Consider the following 23,960-nt stretch of genomic DNA (forward strand, 5'->3'; position numbering starts at 1 on the left):
AGCCATGAAGGACATCCTCGACAAGCTCGCTGAGCGGCGGGCCCAGGCGCGTCTGGGCGGCGGCGAGAAGCGCGTCGAGGCCCAGCACAACCGCGGCAAGCTCACGGCGCGCGAGCGGATCGAACTCCTCCTCGACCACGGGTCGTTCGAGGAGTTCGATATGTTCGTGCAGCACCGCTCCACCGATTTCGGCATGGAGAAGCAGAAGGTGCCCGGCGACGGCGTGGTCACCGGCTGGGGCACGATCAACGGCCGCACGGTCTTCCTGTTCTCGAAGGACTTCACGGTGTTCGGCGGCTCCCTGTCGGAAGCGCACGCGCAGAAGATCGTGAAGGTGCAGGACATGGCGCTAAAGATGCGCGCCCCGATCATCGGCATCTTCGACGCCGGCGGCGCCCGCATCCAGGAGGGCGTCGCGGCGCTCGGCGGCTACGGCGAGGTGTTCCGCCGGAACGTCATGGCCTCGGGCGTGATCCCGCAGATCTCGGTGATCATGGGCCCGTGCGCGGGCGGCGACGTCTACTCGCCGGCCATGACCGACTTCATCTTCATGGTCCGCGACACGAGCTACATGTTCGTGACCGGCCCCGACGTGGTAAAGACCGTCACCAACGAGGTCGTGACCGCGGAGGAACTCGGCGGCGCCAAGGTCCACACCAGCAAGTCCTCCATCGCGGACGGCGCCTTCGAGAACGACGTCGAGGCGATCCTGCAGATCCGCCGCCTGCTCGACTTCCTGCCGGCCAACAACATCGAGGGCGTGCCGGAACTCGAGAGCTTCGACGACGTCGACCGGCTCGACATGTCGCTCGACACTCTGATCCCCGACAACCCGAACAAGCCCTACGACATGGGCGAGCTGATCCGCCGGGTCGTCGACGAGGGCGACTTCTTCGAGATCCAGGCGGCCTACGCCCGCAACATCATGACCGGGTTCGGCCGGATCGAGGGCCGCACCGTCGGGTTCGTCGCCAACCAGCCGATGGTGCTGGCCGGGGTTCTGGATTCGGATGCGTCCCGCAAGGCCGCGCGGTTCGTGCGCTTCTGCGACGCCTTCGCGATCCCGATCGTCACCTTCGTGGACGTGCCGGGCTTCCTGCCGGGCACCGCGCAGGAATATGGCGGGCTGATCAAGCACGGCGCCAAGCTGCTGTTCGCCTATTCCCAGGCGACGGTGCCGCTGGTGACGATCATCACCCGCAAGGCCTTCGGCGGCGCCTACGACGTGATGGCCTCCAAGCACGTCGGCGCCGACCTGAACTATGCCTGGCCCACCGCGCAGATCGCCGTGATGGGCGCCAAGGGCGCGGTGGAGATCATCTTCCGCAGCGAGCTCGGCGACCCGGACAAGATCGCCGCCCGCACCGGCGAATACGAGGACCGCTTCCTGTCGCCGTTCGTGGCGGCAGAGCGCGGCTACATCGACGAGGTGATCATGCCCCACTCGACCCGCAAGCGGATCGCCCGGGCGCTGGGAATGCTCCGCACCAAGGAGATGGAGCAGCCCTGGAAGAAGCACGACAACATCCCGCTCTGAGGCGGAGAAGCGGGTCGGCGGCTCCGGTCGCCGACCTGACGTCGTGCAGGCCGACACCTTACCGGATGCGGCTGATCCAGCCGATGTGGAAGACGTGTCGCGCCTCAGCTCCGGTCGCTGTGCTCGATCACCGCGCACAGCGTCAGCGAACCCTTGTCGGGCGAGACCATGGCCGAGCAGGTGATCCGGGCGCCGCCCAGGTCGACGTTGCTGTGGCGCAGGCGGACGGACGCGGCCTGGGCCTTGTGCGCCGCCTCGGTGATGGTCGCGGCATCAATGCCGGTCACGGCGTGGCCGGCCCGTCCGAAGGTCTCGAAATACACCTCCGGGGGACTGGCCCCGCGATACTGCGCGCCGACCGAGGACAGGTCCGGGCTGCTGCAGGCGAGCGACAGGGTCATGTCGGGGCCGTCCGCGAAGCTGGCGTAGTCGCTGCGCCGCTCCGTCACCTTCGCGGCGGTCGCCGCCGTCACCTTGTCGATCAGGGTGTCGCAGGATTGGGCCCGAGCCGTGCCGGAGCCGGCTGCGAGGATCGTGAGGGCGAGGACGGGAAGGAGCGTGCGCATGGCCGATAGCTAGCGCAGCGCGAACACGAAAGACGCGTGGCGCGGCGTTCAGGCGCGGGGTGGCTCGGCGGCGCCGCCAAGTTCGAGAAGAACGATCTCCGGCGGCACGCCGAAGCGCACCGGGATCCGGCTCATGCCGAAGCCGCCGGACACGATCAGGTGGCGCCCGTCCTGGATGACGTGGCCATAGGCGTAATCGTGGCCCCGGACCCGCCGGATCGCCGGGGAATGGCCGAACAGCCGGACCTGGCCGCCGTGGGTGTGGCCGGAGAGCGTCAGCGAGACCCGGTCGGGGACGGCGGCGAAGATGTTGGGCTCGTGGGCCATGAGGATCACCGGCGCGTCGTCGGTGATCGTCCCGAGGGTGGCGGGCAGGTCGTCGAGTCCCTCGTCCTGGCTGTTGTAGAACGGCTGCTGGTCGGCGAGGCCGGCGAGCCAGAACGGACGCCCGTCCTTCACCAGCCGCAGCGTCTCGTTCTCCATCACCGGGATGCCGCGGGCCTCCAGCAGATGCTTCACCGCGGGCGAGCCGCGGCGGGAGCGCTGGACGGCGTGATCGTCCCACCAATCGTGGTTGCCCAGGATGGCGTGGGTGCCGAGCGGCGCCTTCAATCCCTCGACCATCCGGGCGAATTGCGCGAGTGGGAGCTTGCGCCACGCGATCTTGCCGGCCGGGTAGTCGCCGAGCATCAGCACGAGGTCGGGCTTCAGGGCATTGGTGGCATCGATGATCTCCGCCACCCGATCGAACGGCATGTACGGCTCGCAGATGTGGAAATCCGCCAGCACCGCCACGCGCAGGTGCAGGGCGGGGTCCCAGCGCGGCAGGACCGGTGCGTAGGTCGTCACCACCAGCCTGTGCAGCGGCTCGACGTCGAAGGCGTAGACGCCCGTCCCGGCGAGCAGGCCGGCGCCGGCGCCCAGCCCGGTCAGGAACTGCCGGCGGCTCGGCACGATCAGCATGGAGATGTCCGTCGGTGTGGAAGGGTCCGGCACCCGCGCCGGACCGGGAGCGCGTCTAGGCGTCCAGTCCGGCGAAACCGGGGCGGTATCGCGCCGGGCGGACCCTCGCACGAAGCCGGTTCAGCAAGTCTAAAACCTGTCCCGGAGCAATGGCCTGCGGCCGCAGGCAGGCTATAAGATCTGGCATACGCCCCAAGAAACGTCCGGATCCCAATGTTGAACCGTCCCCTGCGCATCGGCACCCGCGGCAGCCCGATGGCGCTCGCACAGACCGGGATGGTGCGCGACAAGATCGTGGCGGCCAATCCCGGGCTGGAGACCGAACTCGTGGTGGTCACCACGGTGGCCGACAAGATCCTGGATCGCCCGCTCTCCGAGATCGGCGGCAAGGGGTTGTTCACCAAGGAACTCGAGCAGGCCCTGTTCGCCGATGAGGTCGATGTCGCGGTCCACTCCATGAAGGACGTGGAGACCTGGCTGCCGGACGGGCTGGTGATCGCCTGCATCCTGGAGCGCGACGACCCGCGCGACGCGTTCCTGTCACCGCATGCGGACGGGCTCGCGGGCCTTCCGCACGGCGCACGGGTCGGCACCTCGTCGCTGCGGCGGGGCGCGCAGGTGCTGATACACCGGCCGGACCTGAAGGTCGTGCCGCTGCGCGGCAACGCCAACACCCGGATGCGCAAGCTGGAATCCGGCGAATGCGACGCGACGCTGCTGGCGCTCGCCGGGCTGCAGCGCCTCGGCCTTCAGGACATGGCGCGCAGCGTCCTCTCGGTCGAGGAGATGCTGCCCGCGGTGGCGCAGGGCGCCCTCGGGATCGAGTGCCGGGCCGACGACGCGGCGGTTCGCGCCCTGCTGGCGCCGATCGCCTGCGCCCGCACCACCACCGTGATCGCGGCCGAGCGGGCGCTGCTCGCCGAACTCGACGGCTCATGCCGGACGCCGATCGCCGCACTGGCGCAGATCGAAGGCGATACCCTCACGCTCGACGGTCTGCTGTTCCTGCCCGACGGCAGCCGGCACTGGTCGGTCTCCCGGCAGGGCCCGGCCACGGAGGCCGAGCGGATCGGCCGCGAGGCCGGCGCCGTGCTGAAGGAGGCCGCCGGGGACACCTACACGCACCACCTGCAATAGGCAGGGAGCCACATCGCGGATCTGCAGGGGCGCGGGACAAGCCACGCGAGAGGAGCAGGATTACTCTGGCTCGTCACCCCGCTCGCGATCCCTGCGGATGCTGCGGCGGACGGCGATGAGCTGCCAGAGGCCGATCCCGAAGGCGAGCGCGAAGACCAGCCCGATATCGAAGGCCGCGAACAGGCCGTCGCTCATCGGCACGCCTCACGACGGCGCGGAGCGGCCGAAGGCCTCGCGCTCGCGCATCCGCTCGATCAGTTCCAGCACGTGCGCGACCCGGCCGCCGACATCCCACCAGGGCCGCAGCACGGAGTGCCTGCGATCCGGCATCGGGGGCTGATTCAGCACGGCGTCGATCAGGAACGCCACCTGCGGCAATGGTGGCGCCGCGAGGCTGGGTGTCGCCGGACCGGAGCGCAGGGCGCGGGCGATCAGGGCGAGCTTGCGGGGCGTCCCGACCCGGGCCCGGGTGCGGACGGAATCGTAGCCTTGCAGCGCCACGACCCGGCCGATCTCGGCATAGATCAGGGCAGCGGAGCGGATCGCGGGGCGGCAGGGGGATGGCAGCGCCGCGATGCCGGCCCCGGCTCGCCGGTACAGGCCATCGGCCTCGGTGAGCAATCGGGCCACGATGCCGGCGAGCGCCGGGCTGGGCTGCGGATCGGCCAGGAAGGCGTCCGGGTCGAGCCCCGCCTCGTTCATCCAGTCGAGCGGCAGGTAGAGCCGGCCCATCCGGGCATCCTCGCCGACATCGCGGGCGATGTTGGTGAGTTGCATGGCGGCGCCGAGATCGCAGGCGCGGGCGAGCGCGTCGGGGGAGCGCGCGCCCATGATCAGCGCCATCATGGCCCCGACCGAGCCCGCGACCCGGGCCGCGTAGGCATGGAGCGCCGCGATGTCGGCGTAGCGCCGGCCCTCGGCGTCCCAGGCGAAGCCCTCGATCAGCGCGTAGGGCAGCGCCTCGGGGATCGCGTAGGCGCCGACGATCTCCGAAAACGCCCGGTCGGCGGGCGCGTCGGCGGGGTTGCCGGCGTAGGCCCGTGCGACCCGGTCGCCGAGGCGCACCACGGCGTCGCGGCGAGCGGACGGGTCGGCGGCCTCGTCGACGAGGTCGTCCGACAGCCGGCAGAAGGCGTAGAGCCCGTTGGCCGCCTCGCGGACCTCGCCGGGCAGCAGCCGGCCGGCCGCGAAGAAGCTCTTCGAGCCGGCGCGGATCGCCTGCCGACAGGCTGTGCGGTCGGCGGCCGCGGCGAATTCAGGCGGAAACGCGGGCATCCGGGACCACAAGATCGAGGATTCGGGCAGAGGAGAGCACGCCGGGCAGGCCGGCGCCCGGATGGGTACCGGCGCCGACCAGGTAGAGGTTGCGCACGTCGCTCGACCGGTTGTGCGGGCGGAACCACGCGGATTGCGTCAGCACCGGCTCCAGGCCGAAGCCGGATCCCCGATAGCTCTGGAAGTCGTCCTGGAATTCCATCGGCGTCGTCACCTTCGAGGTGACGATGGCCTCCGAAAGGCCCGGCATCACGCTGGATTCGAGCATCTCGGCGATCCGGCGCCGGTACGGCTCGGCCAACGCACGCCAATCCTGGCCGCCGGCCAGGTTCGGCACGGGGGCCAGCACGTAGAAGGCGTCGCAGCCGGGCGGCGCGAGGCTCGGATCCGTGGCGGTGGGCCGGTGCAAGTAGAGGCTCGCATCGTCGGCCAGCACCTTGCGGTCGAAGATGTCGGAGAGCAGCCCGCGATAGCGCGGACCGAGCAGGATCGTGTGGTGGGCGACGTCCGGATAGCGACGCTTGGTGCCGAAATACCAGACGAACAGGCCCATGGAGGAACGCGCCCGCTGCAGCCGCCCGGGGCTCCAGCGCCGGGGCTTCGGCAGCAGCCGCGCATGCGTCACCGCCGAATCGGCGTTCGAGACCACGAGGTCGGCCGCGATCGTCTCGCCGCCCGCAAGCTCGACCCCGGTGGCGGTCCCGTTCTCCACGCGGATGCGGGCGACGTCGACGCCGAGCCGGACCCGCCCGTTCTGGCCGCGAATCAACCGGACGAGCCCATCGACCAGCTTGCCGGTGCCGCCCATGGCGAAGTGCACGCCCCAGCGCCGCTCGAGGTCGGCGATCAGGCAGTAGATCGCGCTGGCCCGGAACGGATTGCCGCCGATCAGCAGCGGGTGGAAGCTGAACACGGTGCGCAGCCGCTCGTCGCGGACGAAGCGCGCCACCACGTCGTGGACCGAGCGGTGGCCCGACAGGCGCAGAAGGTCCGGGGCGATCTTGAGCATCGACCCGATGCTGCCGAACGGGACGTGCCCGAGCTGCTCGAAGCCGATGCGGCAGACCGAGCGGCTGTGCGCCATGAAGCGTTCGTAGCCGGCGACGTCGTCCGGGGCGAAGCGCGCCACCTCGGCCCGCATTCGCTCGGGATCGCCGCTGTATTCGAAGGTTTCACCGTCGGCGAAGCGGATCCGGTAGAACGGGTCGATCGGCACCAGGGCGACATCGTCGGAGAGGCGCCGGCCGGCGAGCTGCCACAGCTCCTCGAACAGCTGCGGCGCGGTGACGATGGTCGGCCCGGCATCGAAGGTGAAGCCGTCCTGCCGGTGGACCCGGGCGCGGCCGCCCGGCTGCTCCAGGCGTTCCAGCACGGTGACCCGGTAGCCCCGCGCGCCGAGCCGGACGGCCGCGGCGAGACCGCCGAAGCCTGAGCCGACGACGACCGCGTGCGGTCGCCGATCCGTCTCGTGCCGCCCCGACTGCTCGACCGCGAGTGTCAACATAACTTGACACTATGCCGGGGAATTTCCCGGGCGCAAGGCCGAAACGTCGTTCCGGCCCCGCGGCGTCGTATCGCCGTCAGAACTCGCCGGCCAGACCGGCGCGGACACCGACGTTGCTCTCGCCCGCGTAGGCGACGCCGGCCGTGACCGCGATCGGCACGCAGCAGGTCGGCAGCCGGTGCGCCACGGCGACGCCGCCTGCCCATTCGCCGCGATAGGTCGCGCCGTTGGTGGCCCAGGTGGTCTTGCCGGGAGCCGAGGGCATGGGTGCGGTCGCCATCGCGATCGCCATGGCCACGCCCTGCCGCGACTCCTTGCGGGTCTGGACCGCGTAGCGCTGCATCGTGTCGGTCTTGGCCTCCAAGTTGTTGACCTGGGACTGAACCGAATCGATCCGGTTGCCCAGCCCGGCGATGGTCGAGGGGCCGTAGGCCGAGGCCGCGAGGTTGCCGCTGGCGTCCGTGGTCACGAAGGCCGTCGCCCCGCTCTGCGCCGCCGCACTCGCCTGCGAGGCGACGCCCGCCAGGGTGTAGGTGTTGGCCGCGTTGCCGATCGCCACCTGGTTGGCCTGGGTGGTCTTGACGTTGGCCCCGATGGCGATGGTGTTCGCCTGGTTGGCGGCCGCGCCGTTGCCCAACGCGACGCTGTTGTTGCCCGCAGCCGAGGCCGCCGCGCCGATCGCGGTGGATCCCGTGCCGGTCGCGCCGGCGACGAAGCCGAGCGCCGTGCTGCCCGCTCCGGACGCCGCGGATGCGGTGCCGACCGCCGTGCCGCCCAACCCCTGTGCGCTCGCCGCGTAGCCGACGGCGACGCTGCCGGTGTTGACTGCGGATGCCCCGGTTCCGACCGCGGTCGACGCCGTCCCGGCCGCGCTCGATCCGAAGCCCACCGCGATGGCATCGCCGCCCACGGCGACGGGGGCCGCGAGGGCGCTGGTGTTGTTGGCCGCGATCCCCGTGGCGCTCGACAGCTGCGAGAGCCGCAGGTCGGCGATGAAGGTCTGGCCCTGGGACTGCGTGACGTTGCCGGTCACGATGTAGATGCCCTGTCCGCTGCCGCCGCCGCCACCGCCAGCGGTCCCGCCCGCGCCACCGGCCCCCGGCGCCGCCCGCACCCCCAGCACCGCCTGCTCCGCCGGTACCGCCACCGGTCCCGCCACCGCCGGTACCGCCGCCGCCGGCGATTCCGCCGACGGTGCCGAGGTACAGTCCGGTCCCGAGCAGGCCCTGACCGGGGCCGGTGGTCCCGACCAGCAGGCCGGTCCCGAGGACGCCGCCGCTGGTGCTGCCGACATTCAGGCCCGTGCCGAGGACGCCGGTTCCGGGGTTGGTTGTGCCGACGGTCACGCCGGTCCCGAGAACACCGCCGCCGGTGCTGCCGACATTCAGGCCTGTGCCGAGGACGCCGGTGCCCGGATTGGTGGTGCCGACGGTCACGCCGGTCCCGAGAACACCGCCGCCGGCGGTGCCGACATTCAGGCCGGTGCCGAGGATGCCGGTGCCGGGATTCGTGGTGCCGACCGTTATTCCGGTTCCCAGGATACCGCCTCCGGTTGTATCAAGGGTCCCACGGAGAAGTTGCGCCTGCGCCGGGGCGACGACCGGGAGGGCGAGCAGGGTGCCGGCCAGAAGGGGGGCGATGCGCCCGGACGTCCGGCGCAGGGCGGCATTCGATGTCCGCGGCCCAGCCGGGACGTCGGTCGAGTTACGCATCTCAGACTCCATTGCTGCGCGGCCCGGTCGCTTCCACCCCGATCCTGAAGTCCGGTGGGCGCTAGGCTGGTACCGGCACACCTTCTGGTAGAATGCTTAACACCAACTTTCGGTTGTATTTGTATTCGCCACTTCGCGTTTGACGCGGTATCCGCCGTCTCGAGGCGGCTGAGACGCCGCGCGCCTCAGAAAATCCGCCTTTCCGCGACGATATCCGCCCCAGACGGGGGTATGCTGGCCAAGCGAGCGCTGGCCGCAGGGATTGGACGCGTGATGGACGGGCGGGACAGGACCATCTTCGTGGCGGGGCACCGCGGGATGGTGGGATCAGCGATCGTGCGCCGGCTGCGGGAGCTGGGCTACGGGCGCATCCTCACGGCGGACCGGCAGGCCCTCGACCTGCTCGACCAGGCCGCGGTCCGGGCCTTCTTCGCCCAGAACCGGATCGACATGGTCTACCTCGCCGCCGCCAAGGTCGGCGGCATCCACGCCAACAACACCTACCCGGCCGAGTTCATCCACGAGAACCTGCTGATCCAGGCGAACCTGATCCACGCCGCGCACGTGGCCGACGTCGACCGGCTGCTGTTCCTGGGCTCGTCCTGCATCTACCCGAAGCACGCCGAGCAGCCGATGCGCGAGGACGCGCTGCTGACCGGGATCCTCGAGCCGACCAACGAGCCCTACGCGATCGCCAAGATCGCCGGGATCAAGATGTGCGAGAGCTACAACCGCCAGTACGGGCGCCGCTACCGCAGCGTGATGCCGACCAACCTGTATGGGCCGAACGACAACTTCCATCCGCAGAACGCCCACGTGCTGCCGGCGCTGATGCGGCGCCTGCACGAGGCCAAGCAGGCGGGCAGCGCCTCCGTCACCGTCTGGGGCACCGGCCGGGCGATGCGCGAGTTCCTGCACGTGGACGACATGGCACGCGCCAGCGTGTTCGTGATGGAGCTGGACGATGCGGTCTACGCCGCCAACACCCGGCCGGACCTGTCGCACATCAACGTCGGCACCGGCGCGGATTGCACCATCCGTGAACTGGCCGAGGCGCTGGCCCGGGTGATCGGCTACGCGGGCCGCCTGGAATTCGACGCGACGAAGCCCGACGGGACGCCGCGCAAGCTCATGGATGTCTCGCGCCTGCGCGCCATGGGCTGGCGGCCGGAGATCGATCTCGAACGCGGTCTCCAGCAGACCTACGGGTGGTTCCTGGAGAATCACGCCACGCTGCGCGGCTGACGCGCGGACGCATCACGAAACCGCATCCGACCGGGTGGGAGAACCAGCATGGCCCAACGGGCCCCCGACGACATCGAGCAGGCTCGGCGCCGCACGTTCCTCCGTGACTTCCACAACTTCGATTCGAATATCCGTTTCCCGGCACCCTATACCCAGTTCGCCGGCAAGCCACTGTCGGCCGCGGCGGGGCAGAACTGGCGCTACGACGCGCTGGGCTACCGGAACGACATGCACGCGGAGCCACGCTCGCCCACGGAGACGCTGCGCGTGTTCGTGGTCGGCGACAGCACCCTGATCGACGGCCAGGTCTTCGCCGACACCATCCCGGGCCGATTGGAGACCGGGCTGAAGCGCCTGCACGGCGACGGGGCCCGGGTCTACAATTTCGGCGCGACGTCCGCCTGCCTGAATCAGATGATCGCACTGATCACGACGCGGCTGATGGACCTTCAGCCCGATGTAATCTTCGTGATCGGCGGCGCCACCGACGTCTTCCAACCCTGGAGCTTCGATCCGCGCGCCGGCTACCCGTACAATCACTTCGCCAACGAGTGCCTGTACGACTACTTCTTCAACACGACGAAGTCCGGCGCGGACGCCGAGGACCTGAGCTACGACAGCCTGCAGGCGTTGATCTTCGGCCGGCTCGACAACCTTCGCGCGCTGACCAACTGGCAATCCGACATTTGGGAATGGGAGGTCGTCCGTCAGTTCGAGTTGGCGCTAAAGCGCCTCGCCCGGCTGTCCGGGGGCATCGGCGCGCCGTTGCGGTTCCTCCTGCAGCCGGCGATCGTGCGCAAGACCGAGCGAGTCGGCGACGAGCAGAACACCGCGTCGGCTGAGTTCTTGGGATATCTCGACCGTCAATACACCCGGATCGAGCAGGTTCTGGGCCGGCTCGACGCCGATGGCCTCACGCAAGGGCCGTTCACGACCCGAGACCTCAGCCGGATCTTCGAGTCCGATACGCGCGCCCTGTTCACCGACATCGTCCATGTCGGCTCGGAGGGCCGGCAGGCGATCGCCGACCGCCTGGCCGCCGAGGTCGCGGAGGTGCTCGGCCTCCCCGTGGAGGCGTAGGCGTTGGTCGCGCCGATCGTATTCATCGGGGACTCGATCACCGAAGCCTGGGGCTTCCACCGGGCCGAGACCTTCGCGGCCCACGACCTGGTTCCCCGGGGCGGGTCCGGCCAGACGGCGCGCTGGATCACCATGCGGTTCCGCCGCGACCTGGAGGAGACCGGCGCCCGGGGCGTCCACCTCCTCTGCGGCGTCAACGATATCGGGCGCAACGAGGGGTTCTTCGTTCCCGCCGACGAGATCGCCCGGACGCTGGCCGGCATGCTCGACGAGGCCCGGGCCATGGGCGTGTCGGCCTGGGTCGGCTCGATCATGCCGGCCGCCCGGATCCCGTGGAACCCCACGGTCCCGGACGCACCGGCGATGATCGCCGCCGTTAATGCCTGGCTCCGCGAACACGCGCACGAGCACGGCGCGACCTTCATCGACTACCACGCGGTGCTGGCGGACGGATCCGGGGCGCTGCGCAGGGCCTACACCACCGACGGCCTCCATCTCAGCCCGGCAGGCTACAAGGCGATCGAGCCGCTGATGCTGTCGGCTTTGGGGCGAGCGCCTGCGGGGGATACGGTTCAGGCTTTCAGCGGCACGAAGCCACGCTCATTCGGTGGGTCGCGCCTCGTAGCGATTGCTGCCGCGGTTGCCATCGTGATCACCGGCGCGGCCCTCGTGCTCGCGCTGCGCTGATTGGAACGCTCTTTCGATCGCGCGCCTGTCGATTCCGGAATCGCTCAAGCTTCAGGCCCGTCATCCCGGGGCCGCGAAGCGGAGCCCGGGATTCACAATCGCCGACCGGTCAAGGTCCTGCCCCGACCGCCGCTCCGCGTTCCGGGTTCGCCTGCGGCGCCCAGGAATGACAGTGCGCGTGATGCGGAGGCCGTTCCCGTCGGGATCGTCCCGCCAACCGCAAAACATCACACCCGCCGCACCGCCCCGTGCGCCGCGCTGGTGGTCAGCATCGCGTAGGCGCGAAGCGCCGTGGTGACCTTGCGCTTGCGCGGGCTCGCCGGCTGCCAGCCGGCGGCGTCCTGCTCGGCACGGCGCCGCTCCAATTCGGCGGGTTCGACGACGAGGTCGATGGAGCGGGCCGGGATGTCGATGGCGATGGTGTCGCCGTCGCGCACCAGGCCGATCAGGCCGCCCTCGGCCGCCTCCGGGGAGACGTGGCCGATCGACAGGCCGGACGACCCCCCCGAGAAGCGGCCGTCGGTGACCAGCGCGCAGGCTTTGCCGAGGCCCTTCGATTTCAGGTAGCTCGTGGGGTAGAGCATCTCCTGCATGCCGGGGCCGCCGCGCGGGCCCTCGTAGCGGATCAGCACGACCTCCCCGGCCGTGACCTTGCCGTTGAGGATCCCGTCCACCGCGGCGTCCTGGCTCTCGAACACCCGGGCGGTCCCCGTGAAGGTCAGGATCGAGGCGTCGACGCCCGCCGTCTTCACGATGCAGCCCTGCTCGGCGAGGTTTCCGTAGAGCACCGCCAGGCCGCCATCCCGCGAATAGGCATGGGCGGCCTCGCGGATCACCCCGCCCTCCCGGTCGAGGTCGAGTTCGTCGAAGCGGGATTCCTGGCTGAACGCAACCTGGGTCGGCACGCCCCCGGGGGCTGCGCGGTAGAAGCTCTGGACCGAGGCGCTGGGCGTGCCGCGGACGTCCCAGCGGGCCAGCGCCGCGCCGAGGGTCCCGGCGGCGACGTTGCCGACCTCGGTTTCGATCAGCCCCGCCCGGTCGAGCTCGCCCAGGATGGCCATGATCCCGCCGGCCCGGTGCACGTCCTCCATGTGGACGTTGGCCACCGCCGGGGCGACCTTGCACAGGACCGGCACCCGCCGCGACAGCCGGTCGATATCGGCCATGGTGAACGGCACCTCGCCCTCGTGGGCGGCGGCCAGCAGGTGGAGCACCGTGTTGGTCGAGCCGCCCATGGCGATGTCCAGGGTCATGGCGTTCTCGAACGCCGTGACGCTCGCCACCGCGCGGGGCAGCACGCTCGCGTCGTCCTGCTCGTAGTGGCGGCGGGCGAGGTCCACGATCAGGTGGCCGGCCTCCACGAACAGCCGCTTGCGGTCGGCATGGGTCGCTAGCACGGAGCCGTTGCCCGGCAGCGCCAGACCCAGCGCCTCGGTCAGGCAGTTCATCGAGTTGGCCGTGAACATGCCCGAGCAGGAGCCGCAGGTCGGGCAGGCCGAACGCTCGATCACCGCGACGTCTTCGTCCGAGATCCGGTCGTCGGCCGCCGCGATCATCGCGTCGACCAGATCGACCTTCTTGGCGATGCCGGGCAGCTGGACCTTGCCGGCCTCCATCGGACCGCCCGAGACGAACACCGTCGGGATGTTGAGCCGCAGGCAGGCCATGAGCATGCCGGGAGTGATCTTGTCGCAATTCGAGATGCATACCATCGCGTCCGCGCAGTGCGCGTTGACCATGTACTCGACGGAATCGGCGATCAGCTCCCGGGACGGCAGCGAGTAGAGCATGCCGTCGTGGCCCATCGCGATGCCGTCATCGACCGCGATGGTGTTGAACTCCTTGGCGACGCCGCCGGCCTTCTCGATCTCCCGGGCGACCAGCTGGCCGAGATCCTTGAGGTGGACGTGGCCGGGCACGAACTGGGTGAACGAGTTCACGACGGCGATGATCGGCTTGCCGAAATCGCCGTCCTTCATGCCGGTGGCGCGCCAGAGGCCGCGGGCGCCGGCCATGTTGCGGCCATGTGTGGTGGTGCGGGAACGATAGACGGGCATCGCGCGGTTCAATCGGTTCGGAAGCGGATCTCTCAAAGGTAGGGGCTTCTGCGCCCGCCGACGCGTCGCTGCAAGCGTCGCCGAACCGGTCGCCACCGTGTCATGCTCCCGGCGGATACCGGGACGCGAGAGAGGCGAATCGTACGATGGACCGAGTGGATTTCCTGCGGCGGGCCATCGACCAGGGCCAGGGCCGGACCGAGGCCGACCTCGTGCTCAAGGGCGGACGCTTCCTCGATCTCGTCACCGGCGACCTCGTCGCCTCCGATATCGCGATCTGCGGCGACCGGATCGTCGGCACCTTCGGCAGCTATCGCGGCCGCCGCGAGATCGATATCGCCGGCAAGGTCGTGGTGCCGGGCTTCATCGATACGCATTTCCACGTCGAATCCTCGCTGATGCCGCCGCAGGAATTCGAGCGCTGCGTCCTGCCCCATGGCGTCACGACCGGCTTGTGCGACCCGCACGAGATGGCGAACGTGCTGGGAACCGAAGCGTTCGCGTGGTTCCTGGCCTCGTCCGAGACCCTGGCGATGGACCTGCGGGTCCAGCTCTCGTCCTGCGTGCCGGCCACCGACCACCTCGAGACCTCGGGCGCCCGGATCGGGGTGGCCGACCTGCTGCCCTTCGCGGGCCATCCCAAGGTGATCGGGCTCGCCGAGTTCATGAATTTCCCGGGCGTGCTCGCCGCGGACCCGGGCGTGCTGGAAAAGCTCGCGGCGTTCCAGGGCCGGCTGATCGACGGCCACGCGCCGCTGCTGCGCGGGAGCGCGCTCAACGGCTACATCGCAGCCGGCATCCGCACCGAGCACGAGGCGACCACGCCCGAAGAGGCGATGGAAAAACTGTCCAAGGGCATGACCGTGCTGATCCGCGAGGGCTCGGTCTCCAAGGACCTGCACGCCCTGGCGCCGATCCTCACCGAGCGCACGGCACCGTTCCTGGCCTTCTGCACGGACGACCGGAACCCCCTCGACATCGCCGAAGAGGGCCACCTCGACTACGTCATCCGCACCGCGATCGCGCTGGGCGCACCGCCGCTGGCGGCCTACCGGGCGGCGTCCTGGTCGGCGGCCCGGGCGTTGGGGCTGCACGACCGCGGCCTGGTGGCGCCGGGCCAGCGAGCCGACCTCGTCGTCCTCGACGATTTCCTCGACTGTCGCGTCGCCCGGGTCTTCAGCGCCGGGCGACTGGTGGAGGACGCGCTGTTCGCCGACCGGCCCGCGATCCAGCCGATCGGCCGGAACAGCCTGCGGGCCCGCCGGGTGACGGCGGCGGATTTCGCGGCCCCCGGTTCCGGGCCATCGACGCCGGTGATCGGCGTGGTGCCGGGCAAGCTCATCACCCTGCGGCACGACCTGTCGCTGCCCTACAGCGCAGGCGAGCGCCGGATCGACCTGGATCAGGACGTCATCAAGGTCGCGGTGGTGGAGCGCCACGGGAAGACGCCGCCGGGGGAGCGGGGCATCGGCGTGGCGTTCGTGAAGGGCTTCGGCCTGAAGCGCGGCGCGATCGCCTCCTCGGTCGGGCACGACAGCCACAACGTCACGGTGGTCGGCGCCGACGATGCCGACATGGCCGCGGCGGTGAACCGGCTCGGCGCCATCGAGGGCGGGTTCGTCGTGGTCGAGGGCGGCCGGGTGCTCGCCGAGATCGCCCTGCCGGTCGCCGGCTTGATGAGCCTGCTCCCGTTCGATGGGATCGGTGCCGCGCTGGTGACCCTGCGGGCGGCGGCGCGTGGCCTCGGCGTCGTCCTGCCCGAGCCGTTCCTGCAGGTCGCGTTCCTGCCGCTGCCCGTGATCCCGCACCTGAAGATCACCGACAAGGGCTTGGTGGATGTCGACCGTTTCGCGTTGATCGATCCGTGAAATAGATTGCGCGCAATCTATCTCGGTATTATATGCGGGCTGTGCCGGCCCTATATGCCGACTCCCTTCCTGTTCCTGGAGATCGCACCATGTCCGTAGACGTGAAGTACCGCACCACCGCGACCGCCACCGGAGGCCGTGACGGCGCCGCCAAGACCGCCGACGGCAGCTTCGAGGTGAAGCTCGCGACCCCGAAGGAGCTCGGCGGCGCGGGCGGTCCGGGCGCGAATCCCGAGCAGCTCTTCGCCTCCGGCTACTCGGCCTGCTTCCTGGGCGCCATGAAGGCGGTCGCCCCCTCGCTGAAGCTTAAGGTTCCGGCCGAGACCACCGTCACCGCCGATGTCGGCATCGGCCCCCGCTCCGAGGGCGGCTTCGGGATCACCGCCGACCTGACGATCAGCCTGCCGGGCCTCGACCGCGCCGAAGCGCAGAAGCTCGTGGACGCGGCCCACCAGGTCTGCCCGTACTCGAACGCCACCCGCGGCAACGTCGATGTCGGCCTGAAGCTCGCCTGAGCCGGGTCGTCCCATCCACCTCATTCCAGGGCGCGCGCAAAGCCTGCGTCTCGAAGGAGCCCTCCTCCGGGGTCGCCGCCGCTCCGGGGTGGGGTCGTGGGTGGGGTCTCTATCGAGTTGGTCGTGCCCCCACCGGTATGGCGAGCACGGCGAAGCTTTTGGGACGCGCCCTCGTTTCACGTCGCGCGTGACCCTGGGCCGCCTCGCTGCGCTCACGAGGCCGGCGAAGTTTGATCTCCGGAACCGGAATGGTCGAGCCGGCTCTCAGGCCGCCTGCGCACGCATGCAGACGCGGTCCGCCTCGTCCAACGTGACGCCCTCGAACGTCTCTCCGTTCCGCCGTCCGCACACGCGAACGATCTGGTTGGCCGTCAACGGCGAGACGCCGCGATGCGTGAAGATGCGCGGCACCCCGCCGAGCAGCATCGCGGCGAGGTTCATCAGCAGCGTCGCCTGGATCGGGCCGTGGACCACCAGGTCGGCATAGCCCTCGACGCGCGTGGCGTAGGGCTGGTCGTAGTGGAAGCGATGGCCGTTGAAGGTCATGGCCGAGTAGCGGAACAGCAGCGTCGGCGTCGCCGGCACGGCCCAGACCTGCTCGTAGGCGGCCGCGTCGTCGCGTTCGGCCGTGGCCCCGGTGCCGGTCTGCGCGCCGGCCGCCTCCCGGTAGACGATGTCCTGCCGCTCGCGGATCGCCACGCCGCTTGCCGTGGCGAGCGCGTGCTCGACCGTCACGAAGCACAGCTGCCCGCTGCGCCCCTCCTTGAACGCCACGTCGCGCACGGTCTCGGTCCGGGTGACCAGATCGCCCTCGCGCAGCTCGGCCAGCGTCTCGACTTGCCCGCCGGCCCACATCCGCCGCGGCAGGGGCACCGGCGGCAGGAACCCGCCCTTGGCGGCGTGACCGTCCGGGCCGAGGGCGTCGGCGGGCGGTGTCTCGGGGGCGAGGCACCAGTGCAGGGCCGGCGGCGCCGCCCCGTCCGGGATCGGGGCGAGATGCGGCGTGAAGGTCGCGCGGAACTCGGCGCGCAGCCGCGGCGTGACGAGATCCGAGGTCTCGCGGGTGCGGCCGATCCAGGCTTCGACGTCGGTCATGTCAGTACGCGCGCGGCAGGCCGAGCACGTGCTCGGACAGGTAGGCGAGGATCAGGTTCGTGGAGATCGGCGCGACCTGGTAGAGACGCGTCTCGCGGAACTTGCGCTCGATATCGTATTCCTCCGCGAATCCGAACCCGCCATGGGTCTGGATGCAGGCGTTGGCGGCCTCGAACGCGGCGTCGGCGGCGAGCATCTTGGCCATGTTGGCCTCCGCGCCCGGATTGGTCCCGGATTCGTAGAGGCTCAGCGCCTCGCGGACCATCAGCTCCGCCGCCCGCATGTTGGCGTAGGCTTTCGCGATCGGGAACTGCACGCCCTGGTTGGCGCCGATCGGCCGGCCGAACACCGAGCGGTCCACCGCGTAGGTCTTGGCCCGGTCGATGAACCACTTGGCGTCGCCGACGCATTCGGCGGCGATCAGGATGCGCTCGGCATTCATGCCGGACAGGATGTACCGGAAGCCTTTTCCTTCTTCGCCGATCAGGTTGACGGCCGGGACGCGGAGGTTGTCGAAGAAGACCTCCGTGGTGGCATGGTTCATCATGGTGCGGATCGGCCGGATGGTCAGGCCGTGGCCGACCGCCTCCCGCATGTCGACGAGCAGCACCGACAGGCCGTCGGTGCGCTTCATGCCCTCGGTGCGCGGGGTGGTCCGCACCAGGAGCAGCATCAGGTCCGAGTGCTCGGCCCGGCTGGTCCAGATCTTCTGGCCGTTGACGACGTAGTGGTCGCCCTCGCGCCGGGCGGTGGTCTTCAGGCTGCCGGTATCGGTGCCCGATGTCGGCTCGGTGACCCCGAAGGCCTGGAGGCGCAGGCGCCCTTCAGCGATCGCCGGCAGGTAGGCGGCCTTCTGCGCCTCCGAGCCGTGCCGGAGCAGCGTGCCCATCGTGTACATCTGCGCATGGCAGGCGCCGCCGTTGCAGCCGGCCCGCTGGACCTCCTCCAGGATCGCGGCGGCGGCGGCGGCGGAGAGCGGCAGGCCGGAGCCGCCGTATTCCTCCGGGATCAACACCGACAGGTAGCCGCTCTCGGTGAGGGCGGTCACGAACGCGGTCGGGTAGGCCATCTCCCGGTCGAGCGCCCGCCAATACGGCCCGGGAAACCCGGCGCAGAGCTTGGCGACCGCCTCGCGGATCTCGGTATAGGCTTCCATCGTGCGCCTCAGGCTGTCCGGCCGCCATCGACCGGCATGTCGATCCCGGTGATGAACGCGGCCTCGTCGGAGGCCAGGAACAGGGCCGCGGCGGCGATGTCTTCGGCCCGCGACATCCGCCCGAGGGGGATCGTCGCAATGAACCTCTCGCGGTTCTCCGGGGTGTCGGGCACCCCCATGAAATGCTCGAGCAGCGCGGTCGCGCCCATCACCGGACACAGGGCGTTCACCCGGATCTTCCAGGGGGCCAATTCCAGCGCCAGCGATTTTGAGGCGAGGCTCGCCGCCCCCTTGGAGGCGTTGTACCAGGTCAGGCCGGGACGCGGCCGGAGCGCCGCCGTCGAGCTGACGTTGAGGATCACGCCGCCGCCCCGGTCGCGCATCAGCGGGGCGATTGTCCGGACGTAGTGGAAGATCGACTTCACGTTCACCCGGAACACGCGGTCGAACTCGTCCTCGGTGACCTCCAGCAGCGGCTTGTTGCGGTGGGTGGTGCCGGCGTTGTTGACCAGGATGTGGGGGATGCCGAACCGTTCGCGGGTCTCAGCGACGCTGGCCTCGACATCGGCCGCCGCCCCGACATCGGCGGCGATCGCGATGGCGTTCGCCCCGATCCCGGCCGCGACCCGCTTCGCCGCCGCCCGGTCGATATCCACGCAGGCGACGCGCGCGCCCTCGGCGGCGAAGCGCTCGGCGATGCCCGCGCCGAACCCACTCCCGGCCCCCGTCACGATCGCGATCTTGCCGTCGAGCCTCATTGTTTCCTCCCGAACTGTAGTCCGTCTTTGGCTGATGACTGTTTTTTACTGCGCGACGAACCTGCTTTCGTACTTCCATCCACTTCGCGATCGGCTGCGCAATCCGTACGACTTGGGCGGCCGAATATAGCTCTCCGTCATTCCGGGGCGCCGCAGGCGAGCCCGGAATCTAGATTCTCCGCCGGCGCAGAACCTCGCCCGACCTGTGTTTCTGGATCCCGGGCTCCGTTGCGCGGCTCCGGGATGACGAGGCGGATGTTCGGACGTCATCGCATCGCCTTGGCCGACGAGCGTGGATCGTCCTCGAACGCGACTGCGCGCCACTCACCGCTCAACCCCGAACTCCCGCCGGATCCGTTCGCTGTGCTCTCCGATATCCGGCACCCGCCCGAGCGCGCGGACTTCGCCGTCGATCAGGACCGGCGGGGCGACGATCCGGGCCGGGCCCGCCGGGGTCTCGACCTCGGCGCGGACCAGGGCCGGGTGGGTGGCGAGGTCGGCCAGGGTGTTGACGAAGCCGTAGGCGGTGCCGGCAGCCTTGAGCCGGGTGGCGGCCGCGTCGCGGCTCAACCGGACCAGGATTGCGGCGATGCGCAGATCCACGGCGGCGCGGTTCGCCACGCGGGCGTTGTTTGAAGCATAGCCCTCGGCGCGGGCGAGGTCCGGCTCGCCCAATACGCCTTCGCAGAAGCGAGCCCATTCCCGCTCGTTCTGGATCGAGATGAGCACCAGGCTGCCGTCGGCCGTCGGGTAGGCGCCGTAGGGCGAGATCGTGGGATGGGCGAGGCCGACGCGCAGCGGCTCCCGGTCGGTGCCCTCGAAGTAGAGCAGCGGCACGGTCATCCAGTCGGCCGCGCCGCTGAACAGGCTGACCTCCAGGGCGCAGCCCACGTCGGAGATGGAGCGGGCGATCAGCGCCTCCAGAACCGCGGCATGGGCGTCCATCCCGCAGGCGATGTCGCAGACCGAGACGCCGACGCGGCCCGGACCGGCCGGATGCCCGGTGATGCCGGCCATGCCGCTCTCGGCCTGCACCAGCAGGTCGTAGGCCTTCATGTCGCTGTAGGCGTGGCCGGCGCCGTAGCCGCTGATGTCGACCGTGATCAGGCGCGGATAGCGTGCCCGCAACTCCGCCGAGCCGAACCCCGCCCGGGCGGCGGCTCCGGGGGCGAGGTTCTGCACGAACACGTCGGCGTCTTCCAGGATGGCGTGCAACAGCCGGACATCGTCCGGATCCTTGATATCGGCGACCAAGCTCTCCTTGCCGCGATTCAGCCAGACGAAGTAGCTCGCCAGCCCGTTGACGGCGGAATCGTAGCCCCGGGCGAAATCCCCCTCGCGCCGCTCGATCTTGATCACCCGGGCGCCGGCATCGGCCAGCCGCGACGTGCAGTACGGTGCCGCGACGGCCTGTTCCAGGGCGAGGATTGTCAGCCCTTTCAGCGGCCGGTTCGGGTTCATCCGCAGCCTTCGCGTTCCATCAGGCCCCGAGGGGGCCGCCGCCGGGGGATCTGGGTCGGCGCCCGCGTGCGCCAAGCGGGACGGGGTGACACCGACGCGGTGACGTGACCGGCGATGTGCGCCCTGCGCAGGATCGCTCAGCTCACTCCGCGGCCCGCAGGGTCTGCGCCTCAAGGCCGTCCCGGCCGGGCTCGGCGAGCATCGCGTCGACTGCCTCGGGCCTGTCGCGGAACGAGAACCGGTGCGCCAGCCGGTCGAGGTAGACGTAGATGACGGGTGTGGTGAACAGGGTCAGGATCTGGCTCACGGCCAGCCCGCCGACCATGGCGTAGCCGAGCGGCTGCCGGATCTCGGAGCCGGTGCCGGTGGCGAGCATCAGCGGGATGCCGCCCAGCAGCGCCGCCATGGTGGTCATCAGGATCGGGCGGAACCGCAGCAGGGCCGCCTTCCGGATCGCCGCCTCCGCACTCAGGCCCTCCTCGCGCTCGGCCACGATGGCGAAGTCGATCAGCATGATGCCGTTCTTCTTCACGATGCCGATGAGGAGGATGATGCCGATCAGCGCGATCAGGCTGAAGTCGTACCCGGCCCACATCAGCACCGCCAGGGCGCCGACGCCGGCCGAGGGCAGCGTCGAGAGGATCGTGAGCGGGTGGATGAAGCTCTCGTACAGGATGCCGAGGATCAGGTAGACCACGAACAAAGCCGCCAGGATCAGCAGCGGCACCGTCGACAGCGATTGCTGGAACGCCTGCGCGGTGCCCTGGAAACCGGTGACCACGGTGGGTGGCACCTGAAGCTCGCGCATCGCCTGCCCGATCGCCCCGGTCGCCTGCCCGAGCGCGACGTCGGGGGCGAGGTTGAAGCTGATCGTCACCGCAGGGAACTGGCCCTGGTGGTTGACCGCGAGCGGCGCCACGGGCTCGGTCGTCCAGTGGGCGAAGGCCGCGAGCGGCACCTGCCCCCCTCCGATCGGCGCCTTGATGTAGATCTTGTCGAGGCTCTCGACGCTGCCCTGGAGGGCCGGCAGCACCTCCAGGATCACGTGGTAGCTGTTGAGCTGCGTGAAGTACTGCGCGATCTGCCGCTGGCCGAACGCGTCGTACAGCGTGTCGTCGATGAGCTGAGGCGTGATGCCGTAGCGGGAGGCGGCGTCGCGGTCGATTGCCAGGGTCAGGGTGGTGCCGCGGTTCTGCTGGTCGGTGGCGACGTCGCGCAGCTCCGGCAGCGTCTTCATCCTGTCCAGGATGCGCGGCGCCCACGTGTTCAACTCGGCGAGATCCGGGTCCTGCAGGGTGTACTCGAACTGCGTCCGGGAGGTCCGGCCGCCGGTGCGCACGTCCTGGGTGGCCTGGATGTAGGTGCGGATGCCCTCGACCCGCTCCAGCTTCGGCCGCAGGCGGCCGATGATCTGGAACGCGTTGGCCTCGCGCTCCTCGCGGGGCTTGAGCGTGATGTACATCCGCCCCGAATTGAGCGCCTGGCCGTTGCCGCCGAGCGACATGCCGACCGTGGCGACATCCGGATCGGCCTGGACGATGGCGCCGACCTTCTCCTGCAGCGTCTTCATCGCCGAGAACGAGATGTCCTGCCCGGCCTCGGTGACGCCGATCATGAAGCCGGTGTCCTGCTGCGGGAAGAACCCCTTCGGGATGACGATGAACAGGTGGACCGTCAGCGCCAGCGTCGCGAAGAAGGTCAGCAGCGTGACGAACCGGAAGCGCAGGGCGAGGTCGAGGCCCTTCGCGTAGGACGCCAGCAGCCCGTCGAACACCGCCTCGCTCGCCCGGTAGAGGCGGCCGTGGTGCCCGGTGCCGTGGGGCTTCAGCAGCCGCGCCGCCATCATGGGCGTCAGCGTCAGGGACACGAAGGCCGAGACCGCGATGGTCATCGACAGGACGACGGCGAATTCCCGGAACAGGCGGCCGATGATGCCGCCCATCAGCAGCAGCGGGATCAGCACCGCGATCAGCGAGACCGAGATGGAGACGATGGTGAAGCCGATCTCGCCCGCGCCCTTGAACGCGGCCTCCATGGGCCGCATCCCCTCCTCGACGTAGCGGCTGATGTTCTCCAGCACCACGATGGCGTCGTCGACCACGAAGCCGACCGAGATGGTCAGCGCCATCAGGGACAGGTTGTCGAGCGTATAGCCGGCGAGCCACATCAGCGCGCAGGCGCCGAGCAGGGCGAGCGGCACGGTCACGCTCGGGATCACGGTCGCCCAGAAGCTGCGCAGGAACACGAAGATCACCCCGACCACCAACACGATGGTGATCAGCAGCGTGAACTGCACGTCCTCCACGGAGGCCCGGATCGTCTGCGTGCGGTCGCTGAGGATGCCGATCTTGATGCCGGCCGGCAGGGTCGCGGTCAGGCGCGGCAACTGCGCCTTGATGCTGTCCACCGTGTCGATGACGTTGGCGCCCGGCTGCTTGAAGACTACCAGGAACACGCCGCGCTGGCCGTTGGTCCAGCCGGCCTGCTTGGTATCCTCGGGGCCGGCGACCGCGGTGCCGATGTCCCGCACCCGTAACGGGGCGCCGTCCCGGTAGGCGACGATCACGTCGTTCCAGTTCTGCGCCGTGGTGAGCTGGTCGTTGGCGTAGATCGTGTAGCTGTGACTCGTTCCGTCGATGCTGCCCTTCGGGTTGTTCACCGTGGTGAGCGAGAGGGGCGCGCGGATATCTTCCAGCGACAGGCCCTTGGCGACGAGCTTGGCCGGATCGACCTGGATCCGCACTGCGGGCTTCTGCTGGCCGCCGATGAACACCTGCGCGACGCCCGAGATCTGGCTGATGCGCTGGGCGAGCTGCACGTCCACCGCGTCGTCCACGTCGATGAGGGGCATGCTGTCGGAGGTGGCCGAGAGCAGCAGGATCGGCGAATCGGCCGGGTTCACCTTGCGGTAGGTCGGTGGGCTCGGCAGGCTCTTCGGCAGCTGCCCGCTCGCCGCGTTGATCGCCGCCTGGATATCGCTGGCGGCACCGTCGATGTTGCGGTTGAGGTCGAACTGGACCGTGACCGTCGAGATGCCCAGCGAGCTGGTCGAGGTCATCTGGGCGACGCCCGGGATCTGCGAGAATTGCCGCTCCAGGGGCTGCGCCACCGAGGAGGCCATGGTCTCCGGGCTGGCGCCGGGCAATTGCGCGGTGACCTGGATCGTCGGGAAATCCACCTGCGGCAGGGGCGCGACGCCGAGCAGCGGGTAGGCCACCATCCCGAGGAACAGGATGCCGACCATGATCAGCGTGGTCGCCACCGGGAAGCGGATGAACGGCGCCGAGATGCCAGCTTTCATCGCAGACCCTCTTGCGGCATCGCCGTCGCCCCGTCCGACCCGG

The 23,960-nt window shown here is 69.9% G+C and carries 19 protein-coding genes; 7 read left to right on the forward strand and 12 right to left on the reverse strand.

The annotated features are described in order from the left end of the window. The first annotated feature begins 4 nt into the window (after positions 1–4). Positions 5–1,537, forward strand: a complete 1,533-nt coding sequence (locus FVA80_RS14970) for an acyl-CoA carboxylase subunit beta (RefSeq protein ID WP_147910619.1) — start codon at positions 5–7, stop codon at positions 1,535–1,537. 104 nt (positions 1,538–1,641) lie between these two features. Here the strand turns inward: FVA80_RS14970 and FVA80_RS14975 are convergent, their stop codons facing one another. Together FVA80_RS14975 and FVA80_RS14980 are read right to left on the reverse strand one after the other, a co-directional pair. Next, the gene (locus FVA80_RS14975; protein WP_147910618.1) at positions 1,642–2,103 is read right to left on the reverse strand and encodes an ABC transporter ATPase; all 462 of its coding nucleotides are present in this window, start codon (positions 2,101–2,103) and stop codon (positions 1,642–1,644) included. A 48-nt stretch (positions 2,104–2,151) separates the two neighbouring features. Then, complete coding sequence (locus FVA80_RS14980; protein ID WP_147910617.1) at positions 2,152–3,066, reverse strand: metallophosphoesterase; 915 nt, start codon at positions 3,064–3,066, stop codon at positions 2,152–2,154. A gap of 213 nt (positions 3,067–3,279) precedes the next feature. Here FVA80_RS14980 and hemC point away from each other — a divergent pair, with 213 nt between their 5' ends. Continuing rightward, on the forward strand, positions 3,280–4,203 hold the full coding sequence (gene hemC, locus FVA80_RS14985; RefSeq protein ID WP_147910616.1) for a hydroxymethylbilane synthase: 924 nt from the start codon (positions 3,280–3,282) through the stop codon (positions 4,201–4,203). Between the two features lie 60 nt (positions 4,204–4,263). Here hemC and FVA80_RS31950 read toward each other — a convergent pair whose 3' ends face one another. From FVA80_RS31950 to FVA80_RS31285, 4 genes are all read right to left on the reverse strand, one after another. Continuing rightward, positions 4,264–4,398: a hypothetical protein gene (locus tag FVA80_RS31950; RefSeq protein WP_281408717.1), complete on the reverse strand. Its 135-nt coding sequence runs from the start codon at positions 4,396–4,398 to the stop codon at positions 4,264–4,266. Positions 4,399–4,407: 9 nt separating this feature from the next. Next, positions 4,408–5,478, reverse strand: a complete 1,071-nt coding sequence (locus FVA80_RS14990) for a phytoene/squalene synthase family protein (protein WP_147910615.1) — start codon at positions 5,476–5,478, stop codon at positions 4,408–4,410. Beyond that, entirely contained in the window at positions 5,459–6,982 is a 1,524-nt protein-coding gene (locus tag FVA80_RS14995) for a phytoene desaturase (RefSeq protein ID WP_147910614.1), read from the reverse strand. Before FVA80_RS14995 ends, FVA80_RS14990 begins: the two co-directional genes overlap by 20 nt. A 76-nt stretch (positions 6,983–7,058) precedes the next feature. After that, positions 7,059–8,129 carry a hypothetical protein gene (locus FVA80_RS31285; protein ID WP_281408718.1) on the reverse strand — a complete coding sequence of 357 codons (1,071 nt, stop codon included), beginning with the start codon at positions 8,127–8,129 and terminating at the stop codon, positions 7,059–7,061. Between the two features lie 838 nt (positions 8,130–8,967). Between FVA80_RS31285 and FVA80_RS15005 the strand changes: the two genes are divergently transcribed. The 3 genes from FVA80_RS15005 to FVA80_RS15015 are packed head-to-tail and all read left to right on the forward strand — an operon-like array spanning position 8,968 to position 11,706. Continuing rightward, the gene (locus FVA80_RS15005; protein ID WP_147910633.1) at positions 8,968–9,939 is read left to right on the forward strand and encodes a GDP-L-fucose synthase; all 972 of its coding nucleotides are present in this window, start codon (positions 8,968–8,970) and stop codon (positions 9,937–9,939) included. Positions 9,940–9,987: 48 nt separating this feature from the next. Beyond that, positions 9,988–11,019, forward strand: coding sequence for an SGNH/GDSL hydrolase family protein (locus FVA80_RS15010; protein WP_147910632.1), 1,032 nt, complete (start codon positions 9,988–9,990; stop codon positions 11,017–11,019). A gap of 3 nt (positions 11,020–11,022) precedes the next feature. After that, positions 11,023–11,706, forward strand: coding sequence for a GDSL-type esterase/lipase family protein (locus FVA80_RS15015; RefSeq protein ID WP_147910631.1), 684 nt, complete (start codon positions 11,023–11,025; stop codon positions 11,704–11,706). A gap of 227 nt (positions 11,707–11,933) precedes the next feature. Here FVA80_RS15015 and ilvD read toward each other — a convergent pair whose 3' ends face one another. Beyond that, positions 11,934–13,763, reverse strand: a complete 1,830-nt coding sequence (ilvD, locus tag FVA80_RS15020; protein WP_147910630.1) for a dihydroxy-acid dehydratase — start codon at positions 13,761–13,763, stop codon at positions 11,934–11,936. A gap of 146 nt (positions 13,764–13,909) precedes the next feature. Here ilvD and ade point away from each other — a divergent pair, with 146 nt between their 5' ends. Beyond that, positions 13,910–15,631: an adenine deaminase gene (gene ade / locus FVA80_RS15025; RefSeq protein WP_147910629.1), complete on the forward strand. Its 1,722-nt coding sequence runs from the start codon at positions 13,910–13,912 to the stop codon at positions 15,629–15,631. Positions 15,632–15,720: 89 nt separating this feature from the next. After that, positions 15,721–16,146, forward strand: coding sequence for an organic hydroperoxide resistance protein (locus FVA80_RS15030; RefSeq protein WP_147910628.1), 426 nt, complete (start codon positions 15,721–15,723; stop codon positions 16,144–16,146). Positions 16,147–16,410: 264 nt separating this feature from the next. Here FVA80_RS15030 and FVA80_RS15035 read toward each other — a convergent pair whose 3' ends face one another. The 5 genes from FVA80_RS15035 to FVA80_RS15055 form a co-directional block, all read right to left on the reverse strand. Next, on the reverse strand, positions 16,411–17,241 hold the full coding sequence (locus FVA80_RS15035) for a MaoC family dehydratase N-terminal domain-containing protein (RefSeq protein WP_147906869.1): 831 nt from the start codon (positions 17,239–17,241) through the stop codon (positions 16,411–16,413). A 1-nt stretch (position 17,242) separates the two neighbouring features. Beyond that, positions 17,243–18,397 carry an acyl-CoA dehydrogenase family protein gene (locus FVA80_RS15040; protein WP_147906870.1) on the reverse strand — a complete coding sequence of 385 codons (1,155 nt, stop codon included), beginning with the start codon at positions 18,395–18,397 and terminating at the stop codon, positions 17,243–17,245. A gap of 8 nt (positions 18,398–18,405) precedes the next feature. Continuing rightward, on the reverse strand, positions 18,406–19,155 hold the full coding sequence (locus tag FVA80_RS15045) for an SDR family oxidoreductase (RefSeq protein WP_147906871.1): 750 nt from the start codon (positions 19,153–19,155) through the stop codon (positions 18,406–18,408). 324 nt (positions 19,156–19,479) lie between these two features. Then, a complete protein-coding gene (locus tag FVA80_RS15050) occupies positions 19,480–20,616 on the reverse strand; it encodes a CaiB/BaiF CoA-transferase family protein (RefSeq protein WP_147906872.1) in 1,137 nt (378 codons plus the stop codon). A gap of 142 nt (positions 20,617–20,758) precedes the next feature. After that, complete coding sequence (locus tag FVA80_RS15055; RefSeq protein ID WP_147906873.1) at positions 20,759–23,917, reverse strand: efflux RND transporter permease subunit; 3,159 nt, start codon at positions 23,915–23,917, stop codon at positions 20,759–20,761. Positions 23,918–23,960: the final 43 nt, after the last annotated feature.

The sequence above is a fragment of the Methylobacterium sp. WL1 genome, from assembly GCF_008000895.1.
Lineage (GTDB): Bacteria > Pseudomonadota > Alphaproteobacteria > Rhizobiales > Beijerinckiaceae > Methylobacterium.